The organism is Weizmannia sp. WK01 (assembly GCF_025905465.1).
Lineage (GTDB): Bacteria > Bacillota > Bacilli > Bacillales > Bacillaceae_C > Weizmannia > Weizmannia faecalis.
On sequence record NZ_CP109616.1, the window covers coordinates 3,555,419 to 3,574,541 of the forward strand.

At 40.9% G+C, this 19,123-nt stretch carries 19 protein-coding genes; 9 read left to right on the forward strand and 10 right to left on the reverse strand.

Features of this window, described 5'->3' with window-relative positions; genetic code table 11:
- Window positions 1-389: 389 nt before the first annotated feature.
- On the reverse strand, window positions 390-1,076 hold the full coding sequence (locus tag OF158_RS16905; protein WP_026684560.1) for a uracil-DNA glycosylase: 687 nt from the start codon (window positions 1,074-1,076) through the stop codon (window positions 390-392).
- Window positions 1,077-1,225: 149 nt separating this feature from the next.
- Between OF158_RS16905 and OF158_RS16910 the strand changes: the two genes are divergently transcribed.
- Complete coding sequence (locus OF158_RS16910; RefSeq protein ID WP_026684561.1) at window positions 1,226-1,573, forward strand: YflT domain-containing protein; 348 nt, start codon at window positions 1,226-1,228, stop codon at window positions 1,571-1,573.
- A 124-nt stretch (window positions 1,574-1,697) separates the two neighbouring features.
- On the opposite strand, the gene OF158_RS16915 is transcribed toward OF158_RS16910, so the two are convergent.
- Window positions 1,698-1,970, reverse strand: coding sequence for a helix-turn-helix domain-containing protein (locus OF158_RS16915; RefSeq protein WP_017550349.1), 273 nt, complete (start codon window positions 1,968-1,970; stop codon window positions 1,698-1,700).
- Window positions 1,971-2,449: 479 nt separating this feature from the next.
- On the opposite strand from OF158_RS16915, the gene OF158_RS16920 reads away from it, so the two are divergent.
- The 4 genes from OF158_RS16920 to OF158_RS16935 all read left to right on the forward strand — a co-directional run bounded on the left by OF158_RS16920 (window position 2,450) and on the right by OF158_RS16935 (window position 5,624).
- Entirely contained in the window at window positions 2,450-2,677 is a 228-nt protein-coding gene (locus OF158_RS16920; RefSeq protein WP_017550351.1) for an uberolysin/carnocyclin family circular bacteriocin, read from the forward strand.
- Between the two features lie 74 nt (window positions 2,678-2,751).
- On the forward strand, window positions 2,752-4,377 hold the full coding sequence (locus tag OF158_RS16925; RefSeq protein WP_013860791.1) for a hypothetical protein: 1,626 nt from the start codon (window positions 2,752-2,754) through the stop codon (window positions 4,375-4,377).
- Between the two features lie 45 nt (window positions 4,378-4,422).
- Window positions 4,423-4,854, forward strand: coding sequence for a stage II sporulation protein M (locus tag OF158_RS16930; RefSeq protein WP_225620929.1), 432 nt, complete (start codon window positions 4,423-4,425; stop codon window positions 4,852-4,854).
- Window positions 4,855-4,958: 104 nt separating this feature from the next.
- Window positions 4,959-5,624, forward strand: coding sequence for an ATP-binding cassette domain-containing protein (locus OF158_RS16935; protein WP_013860792.1), 666 nt, complete (start codon window positions 4,959-4,961; stop codon window positions 5,622-5,624).
- 555 nt (window positions 5,625-6,179) lie between these two features.
- Here OF158_RS16935 and OF158_RS16940 read toward each other — a convergent pair.
- From OF158_RS16940 to OF158_RS16950, 3 genes are all read right to left on the reverse strand, one after another.
- Window positions 6,180-6,824, reverse strand: a complete 645-nt coding sequence (locus OF158_RS16940; protein WP_035183181.1) for an ABC-2 transporter permease — start codon at window positions 6,822-6,824, stop codon at window positions 6,180-6,182.
- Between the two features lie 5 nt (window positions 6,825-6,829).
- Window positions 6,830-7,510 (reverse strand): ATP-binding cassette domain-containing protein, encoded by a 681-nt coding sequence (locus OF158_RS16945; protein WP_052042136.1) that lies wholly within the window; start codon window positions 7,508-7,510, stop codon window positions 6,830-6,832.
- Window positions 7,511-7,855: 345 nt separating this feature from the next.
- A complete protein-coding gene (locus tag OF158_RS16950; protein ID WP_014096701.1) occupies window positions 7,856-9,049 on the reverse strand; it encodes an MFS transporter in 1,194 nt (397 codons plus the stop codon).
- Between the two features lie 365 nt (window positions 9,050-9,414).
- On the opposite strand from OF158_RS16950, the gene pdxK reads away from it, so the two are divergent.
- The 3 genes from pdxK (at window position 9,415) to bshB2 (ending at window position 11,397) form a co-directional block, all read left to right on the forward strand.
- A complete protein-coding gene (pdxK, locus tag OF158_RS16955) occupies window positions 9,415-10,233 on the forward strand; it encodes a pyridoxine/pyridoxal/pyridoxamine kinase (RefSeq protein WP_014096700.1) in 819 nt (272 codons plus the stop codon).
- A 119-nt stretch (window positions 10,234-10,352) separates the two neighbouring features.
- The gene (locus OF158_RS16960) at window positions 10,353-10,700 is read left to right on the forward strand and encodes a YojF family protein (protein ID WP_013860797.1); all 348 of its coding nucleotides are present in this window, start codon (window positions 10,353-10,355) and stop codon (window positions 10,698-10,700) included.
- Between the two features lie 13 nt (window positions 10,701-10,713).
- Complete coding sequence (gene bshB2 / locus OF158_RS16965; protein ID WP_014096699.1) at window positions 10,714-11,397, forward strand: bacillithiol biosynthesis deacetylase BshB2; 684 nt, start codon at window positions 10,714-10,716, stop codon at window positions 11,395-11,397.
- 110 nt (window positions 11,398-11,507) lie between these two features.
- Here bshB2 and OF158_RS16970 read toward each other — a convergent pair whose 3' ends face one another.
- From OF158_RS16970 to OF158_RS16985, 4 genes are all read right to left on the reverse strand, one after another.
- Complete coding sequence (locus tag OF158_RS16970) at window positions 11,508-12,374, reverse strand: Cof-type HAD-IIB family hydrolase (RefSeq protein ID WP_035183175.1); 867 nt, start codon at window positions 12,372-12,374, stop codon at window positions 11,508-11,510.
- A gap of 4 nt (window positions 12,375-12,378) precedes the next feature.
- Window positions 12,379-14,553, reverse strand: a complete 2,175-nt coding sequence (recQ, locus tag OF158_RS16975) for a DNA helicase RecQ (protein WP_035183173.1) — start codon at window positions 14,551-14,553, stop codon at window positions 12,379-12,381.
- Between the two features lie 102 nt (window positions 14,554-14,655).
- Window positions 14,656-15,927 carry an alkaline phosphatase gene (locus OF158_RS16980; RefSeq protein ID WP_035183171.1) on the reverse strand — a complete coding sequence of 424 codons (1,272 nt, stop codon included), beginning with the start codon at window positions 15,925-15,927 and terminating at the stop codon, window positions 14,656-14,658.
- Window positions 15,928-16,053: 126 nt separating this feature from the next.
- Window positions 16,054-16,902 (reverse strand): MurR/RpiR family transcriptional regulator, encoded by an 849-nt coding sequence (locus OF158_RS16985; protein WP_035183170.1) that lies wholly within the window; start codon window positions 16,900-16,902, stop codon window positions 16,054-16,056.
- A gap of 255 nt (window positions 16,903-17,157) precedes the next feature.
- Between OF158_RS16985 and OF158_RS16990 the strand changes: the two genes are divergently transcribed.
- The gene (locus OF158_RS16990) at window positions 17,158-18,024 is read left to right on the forward strand and encodes an alpha/beta hydrolase (protein WP_035183167.1); all 867 of its coding nucleotides are present in this window, start codon (window positions 17,158-17,160) and stop codon (window positions 18,022-18,024) included.
- 871 nt (window positions 18,025-18,895) lie between these two features.
- On the opposite strand, the gene OF158_RS16995 is transcribed toward OF158_RS16990, so the two are convergent.
- Window positions 18,896-19,072 (reverse strand): SE1832 family protein, encoded by a 177-nt coding sequence (locus OF158_RS16995; protein WP_164931355.1) that lies wholly within the window; start codon window positions 19,070-19,072, stop codon window positions 18,896-18,898.
- Window positions 19,073-19,123: the final 51 nt, after the last annotated feature.

The following is a 19,123-nucleotide window of genomic DNA, read 5'->3' on the forward strand; positions in this document are numbered from 1 at the left end:
AGTATGAGCAATGAATATAAGTTTTTCCCCAAGCCCGCGTTCCATTTGCACGATGACATTTTTTCCGAAGGCAACAGAACTGCGATATTTTATTCATTTTATATAGCCTGAAAATTTGTTTTCATCCCGCTGCTGTGATGCGTTCCCTGTAGCATAGGCGTCCAACCTGAAATTTGTAATCGCTAGGTTCATGACTTCCGATCGCATCATGGCTGCAGGGTGCCGGTCCTGACAATGTTTCCTTCCTTTGCTGGCCCGCATTTGTCGTTTGCTTACATTTATTTTAACAGAGGCCAATTGTCCGAACAATGCGGAACGCTGTCATACCTTGCAAAAAAATCGCCATGTTTCACGTGGAACATTGTCGGATTTCCGCGATGGAATGCGTTTTATATCTTTTCCTGTTCCGGTAGCTGCCAGTCCACTTCTTTTTCTCCCAACTTGCGCAAAATATTATTGGTTTTTGAAAACGGGCGGCTCCCGAAAAAACCGCGATGGGCGGACAACGGGCTTGGATGGGCAGCGGTTAAAACGAAATGTTTGTTGGTGTCGATCAGCGCTTTTTTGCTCTGCGCAGGCCTTCCCCATAACAGAAAAATGACAGGTGTTTCTTTCGCATTGATTTTCCGGATCACTTCGTCTGTAAAAATTTCCCATCCCATTCCTTGGTGTGAATGGGCCTGCCCTTCCCTGACAGTCAACACGGTGTTTAACAGCATCACGCCCTGCTTCGCCCAGCTGACCAGGCACCCGTGCTGCGGAATCCTGCATCCAAGGTCGTCATGCAGCTCTTTGAAAATATTCCGGAGCGAAGGAGGAATATCCACCCCCGGCTTTACTGAAAAACTGAGCCCGTGTGCCTGGCCCGGTCCGTGATAAGGGTCCTGGCCAAGGAGGACAACCTTAATATCCCGGTAAGCCGTATAGTGGAAGGCATTAAAGATATCGTACATATCAGGATGGATCCGCTTTGTTGCATATTCTTTTTTGAGGAACTCCCTCAATTTTAAATAATATGGTTTTTGGAATTCCTCCTTTAAAAGCGGGCCCCAATCATTTTTAAAAATGTCCTTCATTCCATTTACAGCCCCTTTCTTTCTTATACTATAATTTTAACAGTTTCCCTGTCCGGCGGCTGTAAAACTTTTTTTGTTTAAGGACAGCAGGAAGCGGTTATATAAATGTCAAACAGAATCATCACCATTTTTCGGAAGGAGGAAAACAGATGCATAAAGTAGAAGTTGTCGAAAACGGGCTCGAAGCGACGAATAAGATAACAGAGTTTGAAAACGAAGGATTTTCGAAAGACAATATTTATATTTTCTCGCATGACAAAAACCGGTCAAAAGATTTAACCGATGCAACGGAAACGGGATCGGTCGGCATGGAAGAACAAGGGGTCATTGATTCGGTCGGCAATCTGTTCAGGGAGCGTGGGGATGAACTGCGTTCGAAAATGCAGTCGCTCGGACTGTCAGAGATGGAAGCCGTACAGTATGAAAAAGTACTCGACGAGGGGCGCGTTGTCGTCATCGCCACGGATAACCAGGAGGGGCCTGAACACCTGCTATAAAACCGGACCGGGCCGGCGTTCCTTAAGCCGGCTTTTTTCTGCTTTTATTAGGTTAAATGGCTCATATTCAGCCATCCTGGGACGTGTCTTTAAACCAGGCCAATTAAACTAACAGTTGCAAAAATTATAAAAACAGATCACTTAAGAGAGACAAAAAACTGTCAGCTGATAATTCTAGTCTGCTCAATATGTAAAAAAAGGTAAACAGACTGGGTAGTACTTGACCTTTTTCAATCCGATGAACCGTTTTTTCGGATAATATGTTGCCTGCAAGATCCTTTTGCGTCAAACCCTTTTCTAATCTGGCAGTTTTTACTGCTACCCCTACATTTTCGGCATTTATGATTTTTTGTAAAAACATTTCCTCTGATTGAAATTGTTTGTCTTGATATACCATCAGCTCCCACCCCATATGATTTGAGTATTCTATTTTTGATTTACAAGTTTTGATTTACAAGCTTATCATTTCAAATTAAAAAAACGAACAATTAAAAATTCAAATCAATCACAAAATCTTTCGATACTTTTTATTTTAATAAATTACTGACTGTTGTCAACGAAAAATTTTTCGGCATCACTAAAGATATATGCTGAAATCTATCAGACACTTTTTCCAAAAGCTTTACTTCATCACCCATCCTTCTGTTTTCAGGTATAACTGGACACATGTGTCTATTGTCAACAAACACACATTTTAATAACATACACTTGAACAAATTGATAATTTCCAAGCAATAAATGATATAAATGTGCATAACATTTATATAAAAGTTATTAAAATAGGCCCTTCGGGTTAAATTAAAATAATAAAAATATTAAATTTTAAAAATGCAACTAATCCCGAGGGTCTACTTTTAAAAGGGAGGTGAATATAATATGGGATTATTCCACGTTGCATCTAAGTTTCATGTTTCTGCAGGAATAGCATCTGGTGTTGTTACAGCTGTATTGCATGCTGGTACTATAGCATCTATAATAGGAGCCGTCACAGTAGTTATGTCAGGTGGCGTTGATGCAATCCTCGATATGGGATGGACAGCGTTTATTGCAGAAGTAAAACATTTAGCTAAGGAATATGGCAAAAAAAGAGCTATTGCTTGGTAAAAACTGGAACAGCCAGGATCTACAGTCCTGGCTGTTAAAAAACATTTATTGATTTTTATTGTGGAGTGATGTTTATGGGGATTTTTAGGCTTGTTATGCTATATATCATAAATACATACTCAACCCGAGGTTTTTTAATAAAAAAGGTACTGAAAATAAAGAGCACTAAAAAATACATTCTATTGAGTTTTTTGTTTGAAGTCTTTATATCTGTATTTTTAATTTCTATTTTTAACAGGATCTTTTTACCGGACCATAAAAATATTCTTATTGGAGTGGCTCTGATTCTGACTGTTGGCGACCAAGTGAAAGCTGTTATGACAACAAGAAAAATGTTAGATGAAAGGTACTTGGTCTATCATTTTAGCAGGTATCTCGGGAAGAATAACAATTTAATGAAAAAGGTTATACTGCTCGACTGGATGGTTAGCATGGTGCAAAGTTTAACCAAAATCGTGCCGTTTGGGGTGTTTTTTTATTTACACAGGATGGGAACGAAGTACATATTGATTGTGATTTTGTTCGAACTGCTCCTGTTTTGTATTCATTTACTTGGAAAATCGTTATCTTATCATAAAGGTTTCCGTATTGTACTAAACCTGACAACAAAAGCTTTGTTATGCTGCTTCGTTTATACCGTTGCTTCCATCTTCATGCAAATCATTTATGAATCAAGACGTAACATATCTACTTATGGATATAAATTAAAAGCCATCACAAATTTAAATAATCAAGCAAAAGAAATACTTCTAAGCTCAAATTTGTTTATCATTTTTAAAAATGCAGCCTTGTTTGTTAGCCATATGCATATTCTCACGGCTACTTTAACCGTGGTATTGCTATTCATCATTAGTATTATCATTTTTGCTTTCTCAAAAGATACGAAGGAAGTTTATTATCAAACGCCCTTCTTTGGTTTTTTATATAAAACATTGAATAAGGAGCACTATTATACCTATGCTGACTACTATTCTTTAAAAGCAAACTCAAAAGAATTACTGAACAATCCTTTTGACCTGTTTATCACGGGAGAACTTTCTGTCAGTACAGGAATTTCATTGGCCTCGGCACCTTATATTCATAATATCATCGTTACCCTTATTTTTATGTTTTTTCAGCTCCACATCATTCTGAAGGGAGCGATAAGCACTACAAGCTTTATCTACAAAAAAATTTTTAAGCTTGAACAAGAATGTTCTATGATGGAAATTTTTAAAATATATGAGTTAAAAAAGAATGGTATTCTATTCTCAAAATATGAATTATTAAAAAGAACGATCAATATATATTTATTTTGTCATTTGTTTTTGTTCTTTATTGCAACTTTGTTTATTTCGTTTCAACAAAGTCTATCTTTTTTGATTTTAATTCCATTTTTTTATGCAATAAAAAACGAATATGTTTTATACTCACTTAGAACCAATTATGACGTTTTTGTTTTATTACTTAGCAAAAGTAATCCTCCCAAAATTAACAGGCTGAATGAATTCGATGGATTCTCTTTAATTGCTACAGCGAATAATGTATTATCTAAGCTTGTAACCCAATTTACAATATTAGGGTTGATCATAATAGCGATGTTCAAATTTATCTCGGGGATTTATTGGCTCTGCCCCTTCTTGGCTATCGCCTTTACTCTTTTTGGACAAGTAGTTTACAGCAACAAGGATTACAAAAAAATCAAACAGTCCTGTCAATAGGTTTATTAAAACAAAAAATAACTAAACACGGGGATTTAAGAATTTATGAAAAATATAATTACCACATATAAAAAATACTTTTTTGTTTCTTTAGCCGTTTATTGTATTAGTTTTATAACCGGAGCATTCTTATCAAAATTTTTAAGTTTCAAGTATACCGAAAATGAGCAAAGATTTGTTGACCTGTTTCTTCATAATTATACATTGGGGCTTAAAATCATGGTATTAGGTTGGATTAGTTTGGGTGTAATTAGTATAATATATTTGGGGTATAATGGGGTTTTTTTAGGTGCTTTCTCATTTGCAATTATAAGAAACCATGGGCTCAAACCTGTATTAACCGGAATAATCCCACATGGGATTATAGAAGTAATTGCATTTTTGCTTTTTGCAACAATTGGCTTTGAAAGCCTGCGTTGCATTAACATTTTAAAATTGAATTCTAAAAGTGAACAAGAGTTAAGATATAAAGTTTAAATTATAAAGTTAGTATCGATTTTTCTTTTCGCAACCATTTTATTGGTAATTGCTGCATGGATTGAAGCGGACATATCACATGTATGAACGGAAGTGAAATAGATATGGAAAGGATATCAATAAAGCATTTAACTTATGGTTATGAAAATCAACCCAGGTTATTTAATAACGTAAATATCGAGATAGATCAAAACAGTATTGTAAGATTATATGGAAAAAACGGTTCAGGAAAGACTACTTTGCTGAAAATCATTGCAAATATTATAGACGATCCTCATCTGTCTTATGAGTTGCGGTTTTTTGGTGAAAAGCTAAGTTTTGCAGACATTCGCAAGCGTAGAGTATTTGTTGGAGACTCTCCTGTATTTTATGAAGAATTAACAATGGAACAAAATATTCAATTTTACAATTTGTTATTTCATTACGGCCCTGTATTCAGCAAACAAGTATATGAATACTGTAAAAAGTTTGATGTTGATGCCTATAAGAATGAGCAAGTGAAAAATTTGTCATTAGGGACCCGGCAAAAAATCTTTTTATCCATTAACTTATCGATCCCTTCAGAATTGGTCTTATTGGATGAGCCGTTTAATTCCTTGGACACTTCCAGTAGAAAAGTTTTATCTGACATCATCACACAAAGTAAGCAAAAAACGTTTGTTATTGTGTCACATGAAAAGGAAGCAAGCCTGTCTTTCACACATGAATTAAATAGCGAAAATTGGCAGTTAAAAAGTTTAAATAACACGGATGGGGGTGTGGGAGAATGAAATCCGCCATGTTCACGCTGGTACTAATCGCCATTTTTGTTTTTGTCTATATTAAAAAAACGGGGATTTCAAATATATCTATTCCAAAGTTATTGTTTATACCGGCGATTTTTATCGCAGCCTATTTTATAGACAAAAAGTTGCAACAGAAATTACGAAAATAAGCATTCATACCAGCAATTTCCTGGGCCAGTTGCCAGATTAAACATAGGTAAAACAACGATGGGAATGCACTTTTAGAAGAAGCTGGTCCGGAATTGCGCAAATTCATCGTTGCGGAACGCGACGTGAAGCAGGAGCAGTTTCCTCCCATAAACTAAAAACGCCGCACAAGATTGTTTCTTTTCACAAAGGGCATTGAAAAAAAACACCCATTTTGTAAAAGAAGGATACGTATGCCCTTTTTGAAGAAAAATGCCCTTTTTATTTTTATTGAATTTGAAAACCTGGAAGGAAAGCCAAAAATACGGGATCATTCATTTTCCAGCGCCTCGATTAAGGGTAATTTTTAATTCAAATAATAACATTTATGGAATCCTCATTTTTATCATTTTTTCAGTTATAAAAGCGCTTTTTGCATATAATGACGGAGACTATATAAGAAATACCAGCAGTTAATAAAACACAAAGCACAAAATAAAAACCTAATTTTAGGTTAGAAGATTGATGAAAAAAATTTGAAATCTTTAAGGCTGAATGATTAACTTTGGAGAGTATAAAAGCAATCAAAATTATCAATATGACAGCAATAGTTAATCCGTTTTGATTGAACAAGTATATAAATGGAATTAAAATAAGCATATACATTAAAGAAATACACAGGGTTAAAAGCCCTATAAATAAGTAAGATTTTAAAGGCAAATTTTTATAAAAGACATATATAATTAAATTAACTAAAAAAGAAAAAATGCTTGAGATAAGACATAACGAAACACCCGTTAAATAACGTGCAAATACTATCCTATTGAAAGATACACCTGTTGTATTTAGAAAGTCTAAAAAGCCGGATTTATTATCATCATTAAATAGTGACTGAATACTATTTAGAAAAAGCATAGTTATAAATATTGAAATTACAGCACTGTCTTGGCGTAGAAATATTATTGCCAAAATTAAGGCCGCTACAAATAATATTACGAACTTTAATTTAAACCAGTGTTTTCCCAATAATAATATATCTTTTAAATATCCCCCTATCATATTGATCACCTCCTTGCTATTATATTCTTCAATTCCGATTCCAACTCATTTGTATTACTTATATCGGAAACATCTTTTTCTAGTAGCATAGAACCTTTATGTAAAAATATAACCTTATCTGCAATTTTAATAATATCGTCAAGTAGGTGTGTGCTCATAATTGCAATAGATGAGGTTGTCTTTACATATTCCTTTATAATGGTTAACACAGTATCCCTCATTAAAGGGTCTAATCCACCAGTAACTTCATCAAGTAATAATAATTTTGGATGGTGGGATAGAGTAACAGCAATACCCATTTTGGTTTTCATTCCCTTCGAAAAATATTTAATGCTTTGAGTTTCGGGTATTTCAAATTTATCTAGATAATCCTTAAATTTTTTTGAATCCCATGATTTAAATATATATGGCATAAATAAATTAATATTTTTCGCAGATAATTCCTCGGGAAAATGATTAGTGTCAAATTGAAAACCAATTTCATTCTTGGGAGGAACCAAAAGTTCTCCTGAATCCAAAGAAATTGTTTGAGAAATAATCCTTAAAAGTGTTGTTTTCCCAGCTCCATTTTCACCAATAATTCCTACTATATTTTTAGGAAATGCTGAAAAACTAATATTATTTACATGAAATTTACCGATTTTTTTAGATACAGATTCTAACTTGATTGGATTTGTCATATTCATTTTTTTCACGCTTTCCCTATTTAATAAAATAAGTTAGTGATATTGCAATTAGTACATAGGAAAGAATGTGTGATGTATTACTATTCCCTGTAAAAATAAATGAGCATATAGTTGCAATGAAAACTAAAAAAACGATAACCCTTAAGATGATTGCCATATTGAAGTTGGACTCCTTTTTCTACAGTCTATTCGAAACAAGCAATGTAAGTGTTATAAGCTTAACGGCTGAAAAAGCGATGCCAAAGTACATTAACCCAACAAGTAAGCTTATTAAATTTAGACACAACTAATCCTAAAATATATCCATAGATGGATTCTTTTTTTCTTGTTAACGTACTTGGTGAATTATTTTGTTAAAGTATGATCGATCTCCTGTGACAATGCAATCCGCTTATTATATTTCGAATGAATAGAATATATGATTGTATAGCCAATGCCGATGATCAAATTTAAAATTGCAAAAACAATGAACAGCATAGATATGCTTAAATTATATAAATATCCCCCCACTGGACCTCCAACCGAGTCACCTACCAATACAGAAGATTGAACGATTCCCAAATAAAGGGTTAATTCTTCCGCAGGAAACATGGTATACTCCATTATTTCCCTCACTATTTGAAATCCTGTTATGAGGATCGCAAATAAAAAAACGGGAATGATGATCATATGACGCAAATCCATTACGCCAGTAAAAGTAAAGATAATAAAGATTACCAATTCTATTATTAAAAAGAAAATATTTGGCCGCTGATTCATTTTCTTATTGCGAAAGAACAAACTGCTAAGCATTTGAACAACAGAAACAATTGTCATCAGCGTACTGACAAATGATATATTAAATTGGCCTACTTCCTTTAATATTATGGGCAAATAAGGTTGCACTAAGCCAAGATTCATTCCGATAAGGATTCCTAAAGTATATACAAGAATTGCTATCTTTTTGTTTGATGGCAACACTGTTTTATTTCTTGTCTTTTTAATAATGTGATCATCCGGATAATCACGGATGAAAAAAACACCAAATAAAAGAATCGGAGCCATGATCAACAAACTAATATAAGATGCACTGCTCTCTCCTAAAAAATATAAGGCCTGCCCACTGAGAAATGTAGTGGAGATCATAGCAATTTGAGAAATAATGGCCTTTGATGATATTAATTTTGAACTTATTTCCGGATGATCAGCTATCAGTGCAGCGATCCAGGTTCGGGTAATTAATAAGACCGTTGCTGCCCCAATCCCTGATACGGCGCCGGAAATTATCGGAATAAAAAACGGCTGGGGAAAGATCCTGAGCAACATGCCTGCCATATAAAGCGGAATAAAAATAAATATCCCTTTTTTAATACTTAACTGATTTACTTTCTTTCCTAATAGAAAACTAAATGAACCTGCTACCGCCATGGCGGAATAAGATAAAGAAAAATTAAATACGCTATCGTTCTTTTCAAACCAAAGTATCTGGATATACTTGGATACCCCCATACTAAAGTAAAAAGTAAACAAGAAAATGGTTAACGTTTTAAATTTGTACATTACGAAACCTCTAATTTTTAAAGAATAAATAGAAGGCACGAACAATTTTGAAATTAATCAAATAAAATATTGTTTTCACAAGACATGGTTCTTTATCATGAAATTCTTATTTTTCTCAAGTTAAAATATAGTACAGATGATTAAATAAGTCAATATTTACTTTCTATTTTAAATATTACAATACCTTCTTTTGAAAGCCGGTCATTCTAAAGTTCGGTTCGCGGCCCTGCTGTGTGACTGGCAGATCATCCCCTGTTCATCAAGCATTCGGCCGCTTGATGCACGCCCCCGGGATTTGTATTTTTCATGGCAGTATTATATTCTAAAATAGTGTAAAGCTTATTTTTAAAGGAGATGGGTGCGTGATGGGTTTAAAGAAAACTTTTACGCTGGCTGGTTCTGATTCGAGCGGCGGCGCAGGCCTTCAGGCGGACTTGAAAACATTCCAGGAACTCGGGGTTTACGGCATGTCCGCGATTACTTCCATCGTTGCGATGGATCCAAAAAACGGTTGGCATCATAATGTTTTCCCGATTGATGTCAATATTGTCGAACCGCAGCTTGAGACCATCCTTTCTGTCGGAATTGACGCGATGAAAACCGGTATGCTCGGTTCAGTGGACATTATTGAACTGGCCGCCCGTAAAATAGATGAATACCATCTCGACAAAGTGGTCATTGACCCGGTTATGGTATGTAAAGGCGAAGATGAGGTATTGCAGCCGGAAAATACGGATGCAATGCGCGAGCTTTTGCTTCCGCGGGCAACGATTACAACGCCGAACTTGTTTGAAGCCTGGCAGCTGGCCCAAACCGGCCCGATTAAAACCGTTGAGGACATGAAAGAAGCAGCGGTCAAAATTCATGAACTGGGCGCGAAAAATGTTGTCATAAAAGGCGGCAGAGGGTTGGATACGGATCAGGCCATCGACTTGTTCTATGATGGGGAAGATTTTGAAATTCTCGAATCGAAGAAAATCAAAACAACGTATAACCACGGTGCAGGCTGCACATTTGCCGCTGCCATCACGGCCGAACTGGCAAAGGGCAACACCGTGTCTGGTGCAGTGAAAGTGGCAAAAGAATTTGTCCATATGGCGATTGAACACGGCTTTAAGCTGAACGAATATGTCGGCCCTGTGATGCACGGCGCATATACCCGTTTCTCGCATACCAACTCTTAAGTCAAACCGGGCCCTGCCGGAACATTCCGCCGGGGACCCGGTTTTTAATTTTTTCTTAAAGTGCTGCCGGTTGGTATAATGGAAAGAAACAGGAGCGGACGGCCAAAAGGAGGAAGAAAATGGAACCGATACAAAAACAAACAGCCCAAAAATGGCTGGACGAACTTGCCGGAAAACCGGTGTATATCCATTTGGAAACAACCAATGGCGCCTATGCCTCCCATGTCAATGAGTCATTTTTCTCTGCAGGCGCCTATATCCGCAATGCGCAAGTATCCTATGAACACGGAAAAATTGTTGGGGACGGCCCTTACCGGATCGGCTTGAAAATGAAAATTGGCTGGATTTATGCAGAAGGCCTGACCCACTTTGAAAAAGATGAATTCGACCGCTTGCTTTTTGCCGGCCATGGTTATGACGGGAAGTTGGCTGTTGCCCTCGAATTGAGCATGACACCATTTGAGTGAGGAGATGAGAAAAATGGAAAAAGAGCGCCATGTTCTGGTGATTTTCCCGCATCCCGATGACGAGGCTTTCGGTGTATCCGGCACGATCGCAACCCATGTGAAAAACGGCACGCCGGTCACTTATGCCTGCCTGACGCTTGGGGAAATGGCGCGAAATCTCGGCTATCCCCCTTTTGCCACAAGAGAATCGCTGCCGCATATCCGGAAAAAAGAACTGCAAAAGGCGGCCGAGATTATGGGGATTCAGGATTTACGCATGATGGGGTTGCGCGATAAAACTGTAGAATTTGAAGACGATGAGAAGATGGTCAAAATGGTACTTGACCTCGTCCATGAGCTGAATCCGTCACTTGTCATTACCTTTTACCCAGGCTACTCTGTCCATCCTGACCACGAAGCAACCGGAAGAGCCGTTGTCCGCGCGCTCCGCCGAATTCCTGAAAACAAACGCCCGAAACTCCACTGCGTTGCTTTTTCCAAAAACCATGAAGCGGAGATCGGAAAGCCGGATGTCCGCAATGATGTAAGCGGCGCAGCTGAGCAAAAAATCGGCGCAATGAAAGCCCACCTATCCCAGACCGGCTGGATGATGGCAGAGCGGGAAGAAAAACTGAAGCAAAAAGACCCAGAAACTCTGGAATGGCTCCATTATGAATACTTCTGGACGTATGACTGGGAAAACGACCGGGTCCGATAAGGGTAATTAACCCATAAAGGCGCCAATCGTTGAGTCGTGCAAGGAACTCTGCCTGCCAGACCCCCTGCCCTCGGTTTATCAAATATAAACCGGGGCGGGGGCAATGGGTTCTAACCCATTTCAAGCATTCTGTAAATCGCTTTTGCCACGCCGTCTTCATCATTTCTTTTCGTCCGGTAGCGGCAAATTTCCAATACTTCATTTTCGGCATTTCCCATCGCAAACGGATAGCCCACCCTTTCGAGCATGGAAATATCATTTAAGTTGTCCCCGATAGCCATCGTTTTCTCCATTGAGAGCCCGTGTTTTTCCGTGTATTCCTTGAGCGCAATCCCTTTTTGCGCCGACACATGGTTGATTTCAATATTACGGAATCCTGATGAAGTCACTTTAATATCGGGAAAATCTTTTTCAAGGTGCTTGCCGATTTGTCGGAGCCTTTGTTCATCTTCATTGAAGGCCAATATTTTGTAAAACAAAATGGACGGATCGTGAAAAATATCCTTTGTATCTCGAATATTATGGACGTATCTCCGGATGCCGCGCTGCTCAATATAGTTCCGCACTTCTTCCACCGGCACTTCGGGGTTTGCGGTATGGAACAAATTGACCAGCATATCCATGTTTTCCTCGTAATCTTCCGTATAGGTACCTTTATTGGTAAAAAATTCATAATAAATGCCGAGTTGGTCGAAAACATCGGCCACCTGGGAAGCTGTCAGGGGATCCAGCCCGCTTGTTTTGAGTAATTTTCCCTTTTCATCCCGCACTTCGGCCCCGTTCAGCCCGATTACCGTACAGTCAATGCCGACAGGATCGAGCACAAGCCGCGCTTCTTCATAAGACCGGCCTGTTGTCACGACAAAGTGAATCCCTTTTTTCTGCGCCAGTTTAATCGCTTCGGCATTTGCCGGGCTGACTTCCTGCCTTGAGTTGAGCAAAGTGCCATCCATATCGGATGCGATACATTCAATCATGATGTCAATCCCCTCCAGATATATATGATGCTGGTTTTTCTTGTTCCGCATGATGCTTCCTTTCCTGTAAGAAGGCCCGGATCATAAAATAACTGACCTCATCCGGCAACAATTCCTTTATCGGCGTTAGCCGCCCGGAACCTGCCCGGTTTATGGCATCCGCGATTCGCTCCCGGTACCTTTCGGGAATAAAGCGGCTCCATTCTACCGGAAATCCCTCGTCTGAACATTTGATCACATGCGTTTCAATCGTTCTTTCCGACATGCCGCGGATTTCCGCGATTTCACGGATCGTTTTTCCTTCTTGCAACAGGCGGTATGTCACATGATGGCTTTTTTCTTTCCCGTCTTCATGCACCTTTTTTGTATGCGGCAATGCTTTCGGCTGCGCTTGTGCTTGTATCCCTTCTTCTTCCATGTAAGTCCGGATCACGCGCATAAACAGCTCGGCGTACTGTTCCACCTTTCTTTCCCCAACCCCTTTCACCTGCAGGAACGCTTCCCTGGTTATAGGCATTCTGGCACTCATTTCCCTTAGCGACTGGTCGGAAAAGACAATATAAGGCGGTATTTTTTCACGGTCAGCAATCTCTTTGCGAAGTGTCCGCAGTTTTTCGAATAAAAGGTTATCGGATGCAATTTGCTGCGCCCTGACACTTTCTTTCCGGAAAACCTGTTTTTTTGAAAGCAGGACTTCCACTGCCTTTTTGGTCAGCATAAGCACCGGGTATGTACCGTCTTTGGCACGCAAAAAACCGTCAGCTGTCAGAAAATCAATCAGTTCTGCCACTTCTTTTTGCGTTTTGTCTTTCATAATGCCAAAAGTGGACAGCTTGTCAAAACCGAATTGCCTGATTTTCTGGTCGTTTGATCCGGCCAGTACTTTTGCAATCATCGTTTTGCCGAACCGTTCCTGCATCCTTTTGACACAGGAAAAAACCATTTGCGCTTCTTTTGTCACGTCTGTTTTTGCGCGGGTATCCAGGCAGTTGCCGCATTTACCACATGGCTGTGTCTCTTTCTCGCCGAAATAATGCAAAATGAACTGCTGAAAACAGCCTTCCGTATGGCAGTAGTCCAGCATTTTTCGTAACTTGGCATACTCGCCCGGTTTTCTGTCTTCATTTGCTGACTGCTCGATTAAAAAAGTTTGCGTATGGATATCTTGGGGGGCAAACAGCAAAATACAGTCGCTTTCCTCCCCGTCGCGCCCGGCCCGTCCTGCTTCCTGGTAATACGCCTCCATATTTTTCGGCAAATTATAATGGATGACAAACCGCACATTGCTTTTATCAATCCCCATTCCGAACGCGGAAGTGGCGACCATTACGGAAATATCATCGTATAAAAACCGGTCCTGAAAGCTGTCGCGCTCCGCTTCTTTCATCCCTGCATGATATTTTCCCGCACGAATGCCATTTTTAACAAGAAAATTGTAAATACGTTCGGTCTCTTTTCTCGTTGCCGTGTAAATAATCCCGGACTGGTTTGCATTTTTCAGGATGTAATCCAGCACAAAGGCATCGCGATCCTGGCCTTTCACCACCTGCAAATGCAGATTCTCACGGGCAAAACCTGTCGCCACTGTGTTTTCTTCCGGAATCTGGAGCAGCCGGCAGATGTCTTTCTTTACCTGCGGCGTCGCTGTAGCGGTTAAAGCAAGCGTCACCGGCTTTGGCTTAAATTGTGAAATCAATTTTTCGATTAAACGGTAGCTTGGGCGGAAGTCGTGGCCCCATTGTGAGATACAATGCGCTTCATCAACAGCAATAAGGGAGACATTGATGTTTTCGAGAAGATGTAAAAAAGGAGGAAATTCGAGCCGTTCCGGTGCGAGATAGATTAATTTGTATGCGCCTTTTGATGCAGCCGCAAGCCGCTCATCGATTTCTGCCGGGTTCAGGGAACTGTTCACATATGTTGCCGGTATCCCAATGTTTGCCAGTGTATCCACTTGGTCTTTCATCAAGGAAATCAGCGGCGAAATGACAAGCGTAACCCCTGATAAAAGCATGGCTGGCACCTGGTAGCAAACCGACTTTCCCCCGCCGGTCGGCATCATGCCCAATGTATCCTTGCCATCCATGATCTGGCTGATAATGGCTTCCTGCCCGCGGCGAAAATGATCATAGCCATAATATTGTTTTAAAACCTGTCTGGCTTTATCCATTGCTGCCACAAGGCTCCCATCCTTTCCGCAAAATTTGCCTCTATTATAACAGATTTTGCCGGGGCGGTATACGGAGAAAACCACCCCGGCAGTTGTCCGGCCCGGTATATATTATTTTTTCAGCCCCATCGCTCTCAGCAAAGCATCATGGATATATGTGTTTTCATAAGTGCCTTCAAACAACGATGCGCCGCTGCCTGTCGCCGTGAGCGGGATATCGGCTGCCGTATGGCCGGAAGTTGTCCAGTCCACGACAAATTGCGCGCTGGAACCCGCCACCTGGAACGGCCCGTCTTCTTTTGAAATGCCGTCCCCGGATTCATCGCTGTGCTCGACGTTTTCAACCGTCATGCCGCCGCAGTCATGGTCGGCCAGGACAAGCACAAGTGTATCCGGGTGCTTTTTCGCATAATCTTTTGCCGCTTTAACGGCATTATCCAGTTGCCGGCCCGCCTTGATCAGCTGGGAGGCATTATTTTCATGGGCCATTTCATCGATCGCTTCTTCTTCAACCATCAGGAAAAAGCCTTTTTTATTTTTTGACAGCGTGCTGATTGCTTTTTCCGTCATTTGCGGAAGCGAAACAACCGGGTCATACTGGTCGCCATGGCCCTCCTCTCGCTGTTCAAACATTTCTTCATTGGCAAAAAGGCCTAAAAGCTTATTCCCGCCTGCCTTTTTCAGCCCGGAAGCATTTGTAACATACTGGTAACCGAGCCGTTTCGCTTTGCCGACAAGATTTCCTTCCGTGCCTTTGCTTGCTTCGGAAGGATCTTTTGCCGGATGGTCTTCATAAGCGCCCTGTGAGCCTTGCGGGTACCAGTAATCTTCCCCGCCGCCGAGCAGCACGTCCACTTTGCTGTTTTCCAAGTATTGCTTTGCAATTTTGCTCTGTTCGGAACGGTTTTTGACATGGGCACCGAAAGCGGCAGGCGTTGCATCTGTGATTTGGCTTGTCGTGACCAATCCTGTTGACTTGCCGGCTTGCTTCGCTTCTTCAAGAACGGTCTTTTTGCTTACTTTATTGGCATCGACACCGATTGCCCCGTTATTCGTTTTGACGCCTGACGCCATAGCGGTCGCAGCTGCAGCCGAATCAGTCACCACGGAGGTGGAGCTTGTATGTACGACCCCCGCATACGGCATTTTGTTCATTTCAAGGTCCCCGCTCAGGCCGGTTGAAGCAAGGCGGATCGCATCCCGCTGCGCAGCCCCCATACCATCCCCGACAAACAGAATCACATTCTTCGCCTTCGCGGAAGCTGCATGACCGGTGTGTTTTGAAGGCTTGTAAGCTTTTGCATCTGCAATGCCGTATACCCCCAAAGCCGCCACTGCAGACAAGGCAATTGCCGCTTTCATCATACGGTTCTTTTTACCCAATGTTCTTCCTCCCCTTTTTCGTTTTGTGCTTACGCCTCTTATTGTAAAAAAGGATTTTGAAGGAAGTATGTTGGATTTGTAAAAGAAAGATATAAATCTTGTGTAGGGGCTTTTACAAAATTCCCGTTATCTTCGCAGCCTGAGGTATTCGTTTCTCGTTTCATTGTAATACTTCAAAATGTCTTCCCCCTTGCGCTGAAAAACACTTAAATAGAGCGCGTCAATGATATTCAGCTGCGCCATTCTCGAAGACGTTGTTCCGATCCGGAAATCTTCCTCGGATATCGGCGTACAAAGCCTGATATCCGCTTGTTTATACAATGGAGATTTCTCCATATTCGTGATGGCAATCACTTTTGCCCCTTTCCTTTTCGCAAAATCAGCGAGTTCGAGCACATCCTTCGTCCGCCCGGAAACGCTGAGCGCCACAAACACATCCATCTTATTCATGTAAGGGATTAGGGAGATTAGATAATGATAATCTTGGGAAAAAATGGACTGGCACCCCAGCCTTGTAAATTTATAGCATGCATCGACAGCGGCAGTTACCGACCCGCCGACACCAAAAAACACCACTTTTCTAGCATTTTCAAGCACGTTGGCGGCTTTTTCCAGTTCTCTCCTGTCAAGGGAAGAAACACACGATTCTATCGCCTTCTTATTCCCATACGTAACTTTTTGGAATAAATCATAAGGAGAATCTTTTTGTTGCAAAATTGAAAAGTCTGTCATATGACTTTCGGTTAAAGTTAAATTTTTCACAAGCTCCAGCTTAAACGTCTTAAAGCTCGCAATGCCGATCGTTTTGCAAAACCGGACAACGCTCGACTCGCTTACACCGGTTTTTTCCGATAAATCCTTTGTGGTCATTGTCGGAACCATTTCGGGATGTTCCAAAATATATGTGCCAATTTTCTTCTCTGTGCCCGTAAAGTGATGCATTTCCTTTTGAATTCGTTCAAGTATTGAATCCACAACTTTTCCTCCATTTATAACCATCATTGGTATACGCGAGGCAACAGGCGTTTTCCCGCCTTTACGCCTGCCTATTCACCAGTAAAGAAAACAGCGCTTTCCAACATCATAGAATGAAACTTTTTCTCCGTCAATGGCATCGGAAAAATTCTGTTACAACCGCTTTCTCCCTATTCCCTTTCGCTACTTTGTATGATAAAATAAACATCATTTCGCAGGAAAGTTACACCATGACTTCCATCAAGGGGTGTTAGCATGCCATATATCCAGCGTCGGAATGCGATTCTGGCCATGATTTGTTTGTTTCTTATGCTCAGCCTTTCAACTGTATGGTTTTCCTATCGTACGGACAAAAGCAATGCCGCTGCGGCCCCGCCGGCACAAAAACCCGTTCCGACTGTGTTCGTACACGGCTATAAAGGAACGGCCCGATCGTTTAATGGGATGCTCGGCCGGCTGGAAAAAAGCGGAACCGCTGAAAAAGCAATGGTGATTCGCGTTACAAAAGACGGGATGATTGTGGTCAATGGGGAAATTTCCAACCGGGCCCGGCATCCGATGATCCAGGTCATTTTTTCCGATAACCGTGCAAGTTTCCGGCAAACGGCCGGCTGGCTTGAAAAAACCATGCACATTCTTTATACGAAATACGATGTGAAAGAAGCCAATCTCGTCGGGCATTCGATGGGCGGTTTGATTTGCACAAAATATATTGAAGACACTTCCGGCAGGCGGCAATATCCGGACATTCAAAAGCTTGTCACGATTGGCAGCCCTTATGAAGGCGTGCTGACTCGTGTTTTTAAGCAAAATCCGAATAATACCGGCGATGCGGCGCGCGACCTGCTTCCGGGTTCCGTTGCGCTCAAAGCTTTGTATGCCAACAAAAGCCGGTTCAACCCGCATATTCAGGTGCTTGCCATTGCAGGCGTTGTGAATAAGCCGGCATCGGGGGATTCCCTTGTATCCCTGGACAGCGCGCTCTTCAGCAGGTTCATCGTGCCGAAAAAGCAGTACACGTCTAAAATTGTTTACGGCAAAAACGCGCAACACAGCAGCCTTCATGAGAATAAGCGCGTGGACCGGCTTGTCGCGGACTTTCTTTGGCATGCAAAAAAATAGAAAAAACGGCGAAACCTGCGTAAAAGCAGCAACCGCCGCTTTTTTATTTAGTCCGAAGAAACCGCTTTCTATTTGCTGCCGGAACTGGTTCTTCAAGTTTGATTAGGGCTTGCTGAATAAGCAAAATTTCTAGATTTGGCAAGGATGTTCACGGCTTTTGCTTAAATTGAATGCAAGGGTTTATAAAAAATACAGGGAAAAGCTTGCACTTGAAACGCACCCTATGTGAAGGAAGACCTTCATTTTTCCGTGCTTCCTAACGTAGACAGCCTCTATGTGAAGAAAGGCCGTCAATTTTTTGTTCTTCCTTAACATAGACACGCCCTAGGTTAAGGAAGGCCTTCATTTTTCTGCGCTTCCTTAACGTAGACGCCCTCTATGTGAAGAAAGGCCTTCGTTTTTTCGTGTTTCCTTAACGTAGACAGCCTCTATGTAAAGGAACAACGTCATTTTTTCACGCTTCCTTAACTTAGACGCGACCTATGTGAAGAAAAGCCTTCAATTTTCCGCGCTTCCTTAACGTAGACGGGCTCTATGTGAAGGAAGACCTTCATTTTTTCGTGCTTCCTTAGCGTAGACGCGCCCTATGTGAAGAAAGACCGTCCATTTTCCTCGCTTCCTTCACATAGGGATTGCTGAGAATAAGCAAAATTCCTAGACTTGGCAAAAATTTAAGCTTGCACTTGAAAGCTGACTCAAAGTATAGAGCAGACATAATCGCATTTCCAAAGATGGATTCTTCTATATTTTTAGACAAATCTTGTTGACAAATTGGGTACAAACTCAGAGTCGGATTCGTTCAGCAAGTCCTTATTAAAGTTGAAGCGATCCGGTGAAAAAGCAATCTGCCCCGTCTTTGCAAGCAAAAGAATTAAAAGCGGTCCAATTGCTGGTACAGTTTCTTTAATGCCTGTTCAATCTCCGCGAGCTGCTTTTCAAGCGGGTGAAGGTTGCCCTTTACATACTCCAATTTCTCCAAATCTTGCTGTAGGCGAACATAATCCGCTTTCAAATCGGCAATTTGGTACTCTACATCCCGTTTATCCATGTTCCTCACCCCCTTAAAGAAAATGATGGAACACGTCACACATTTGAAAAG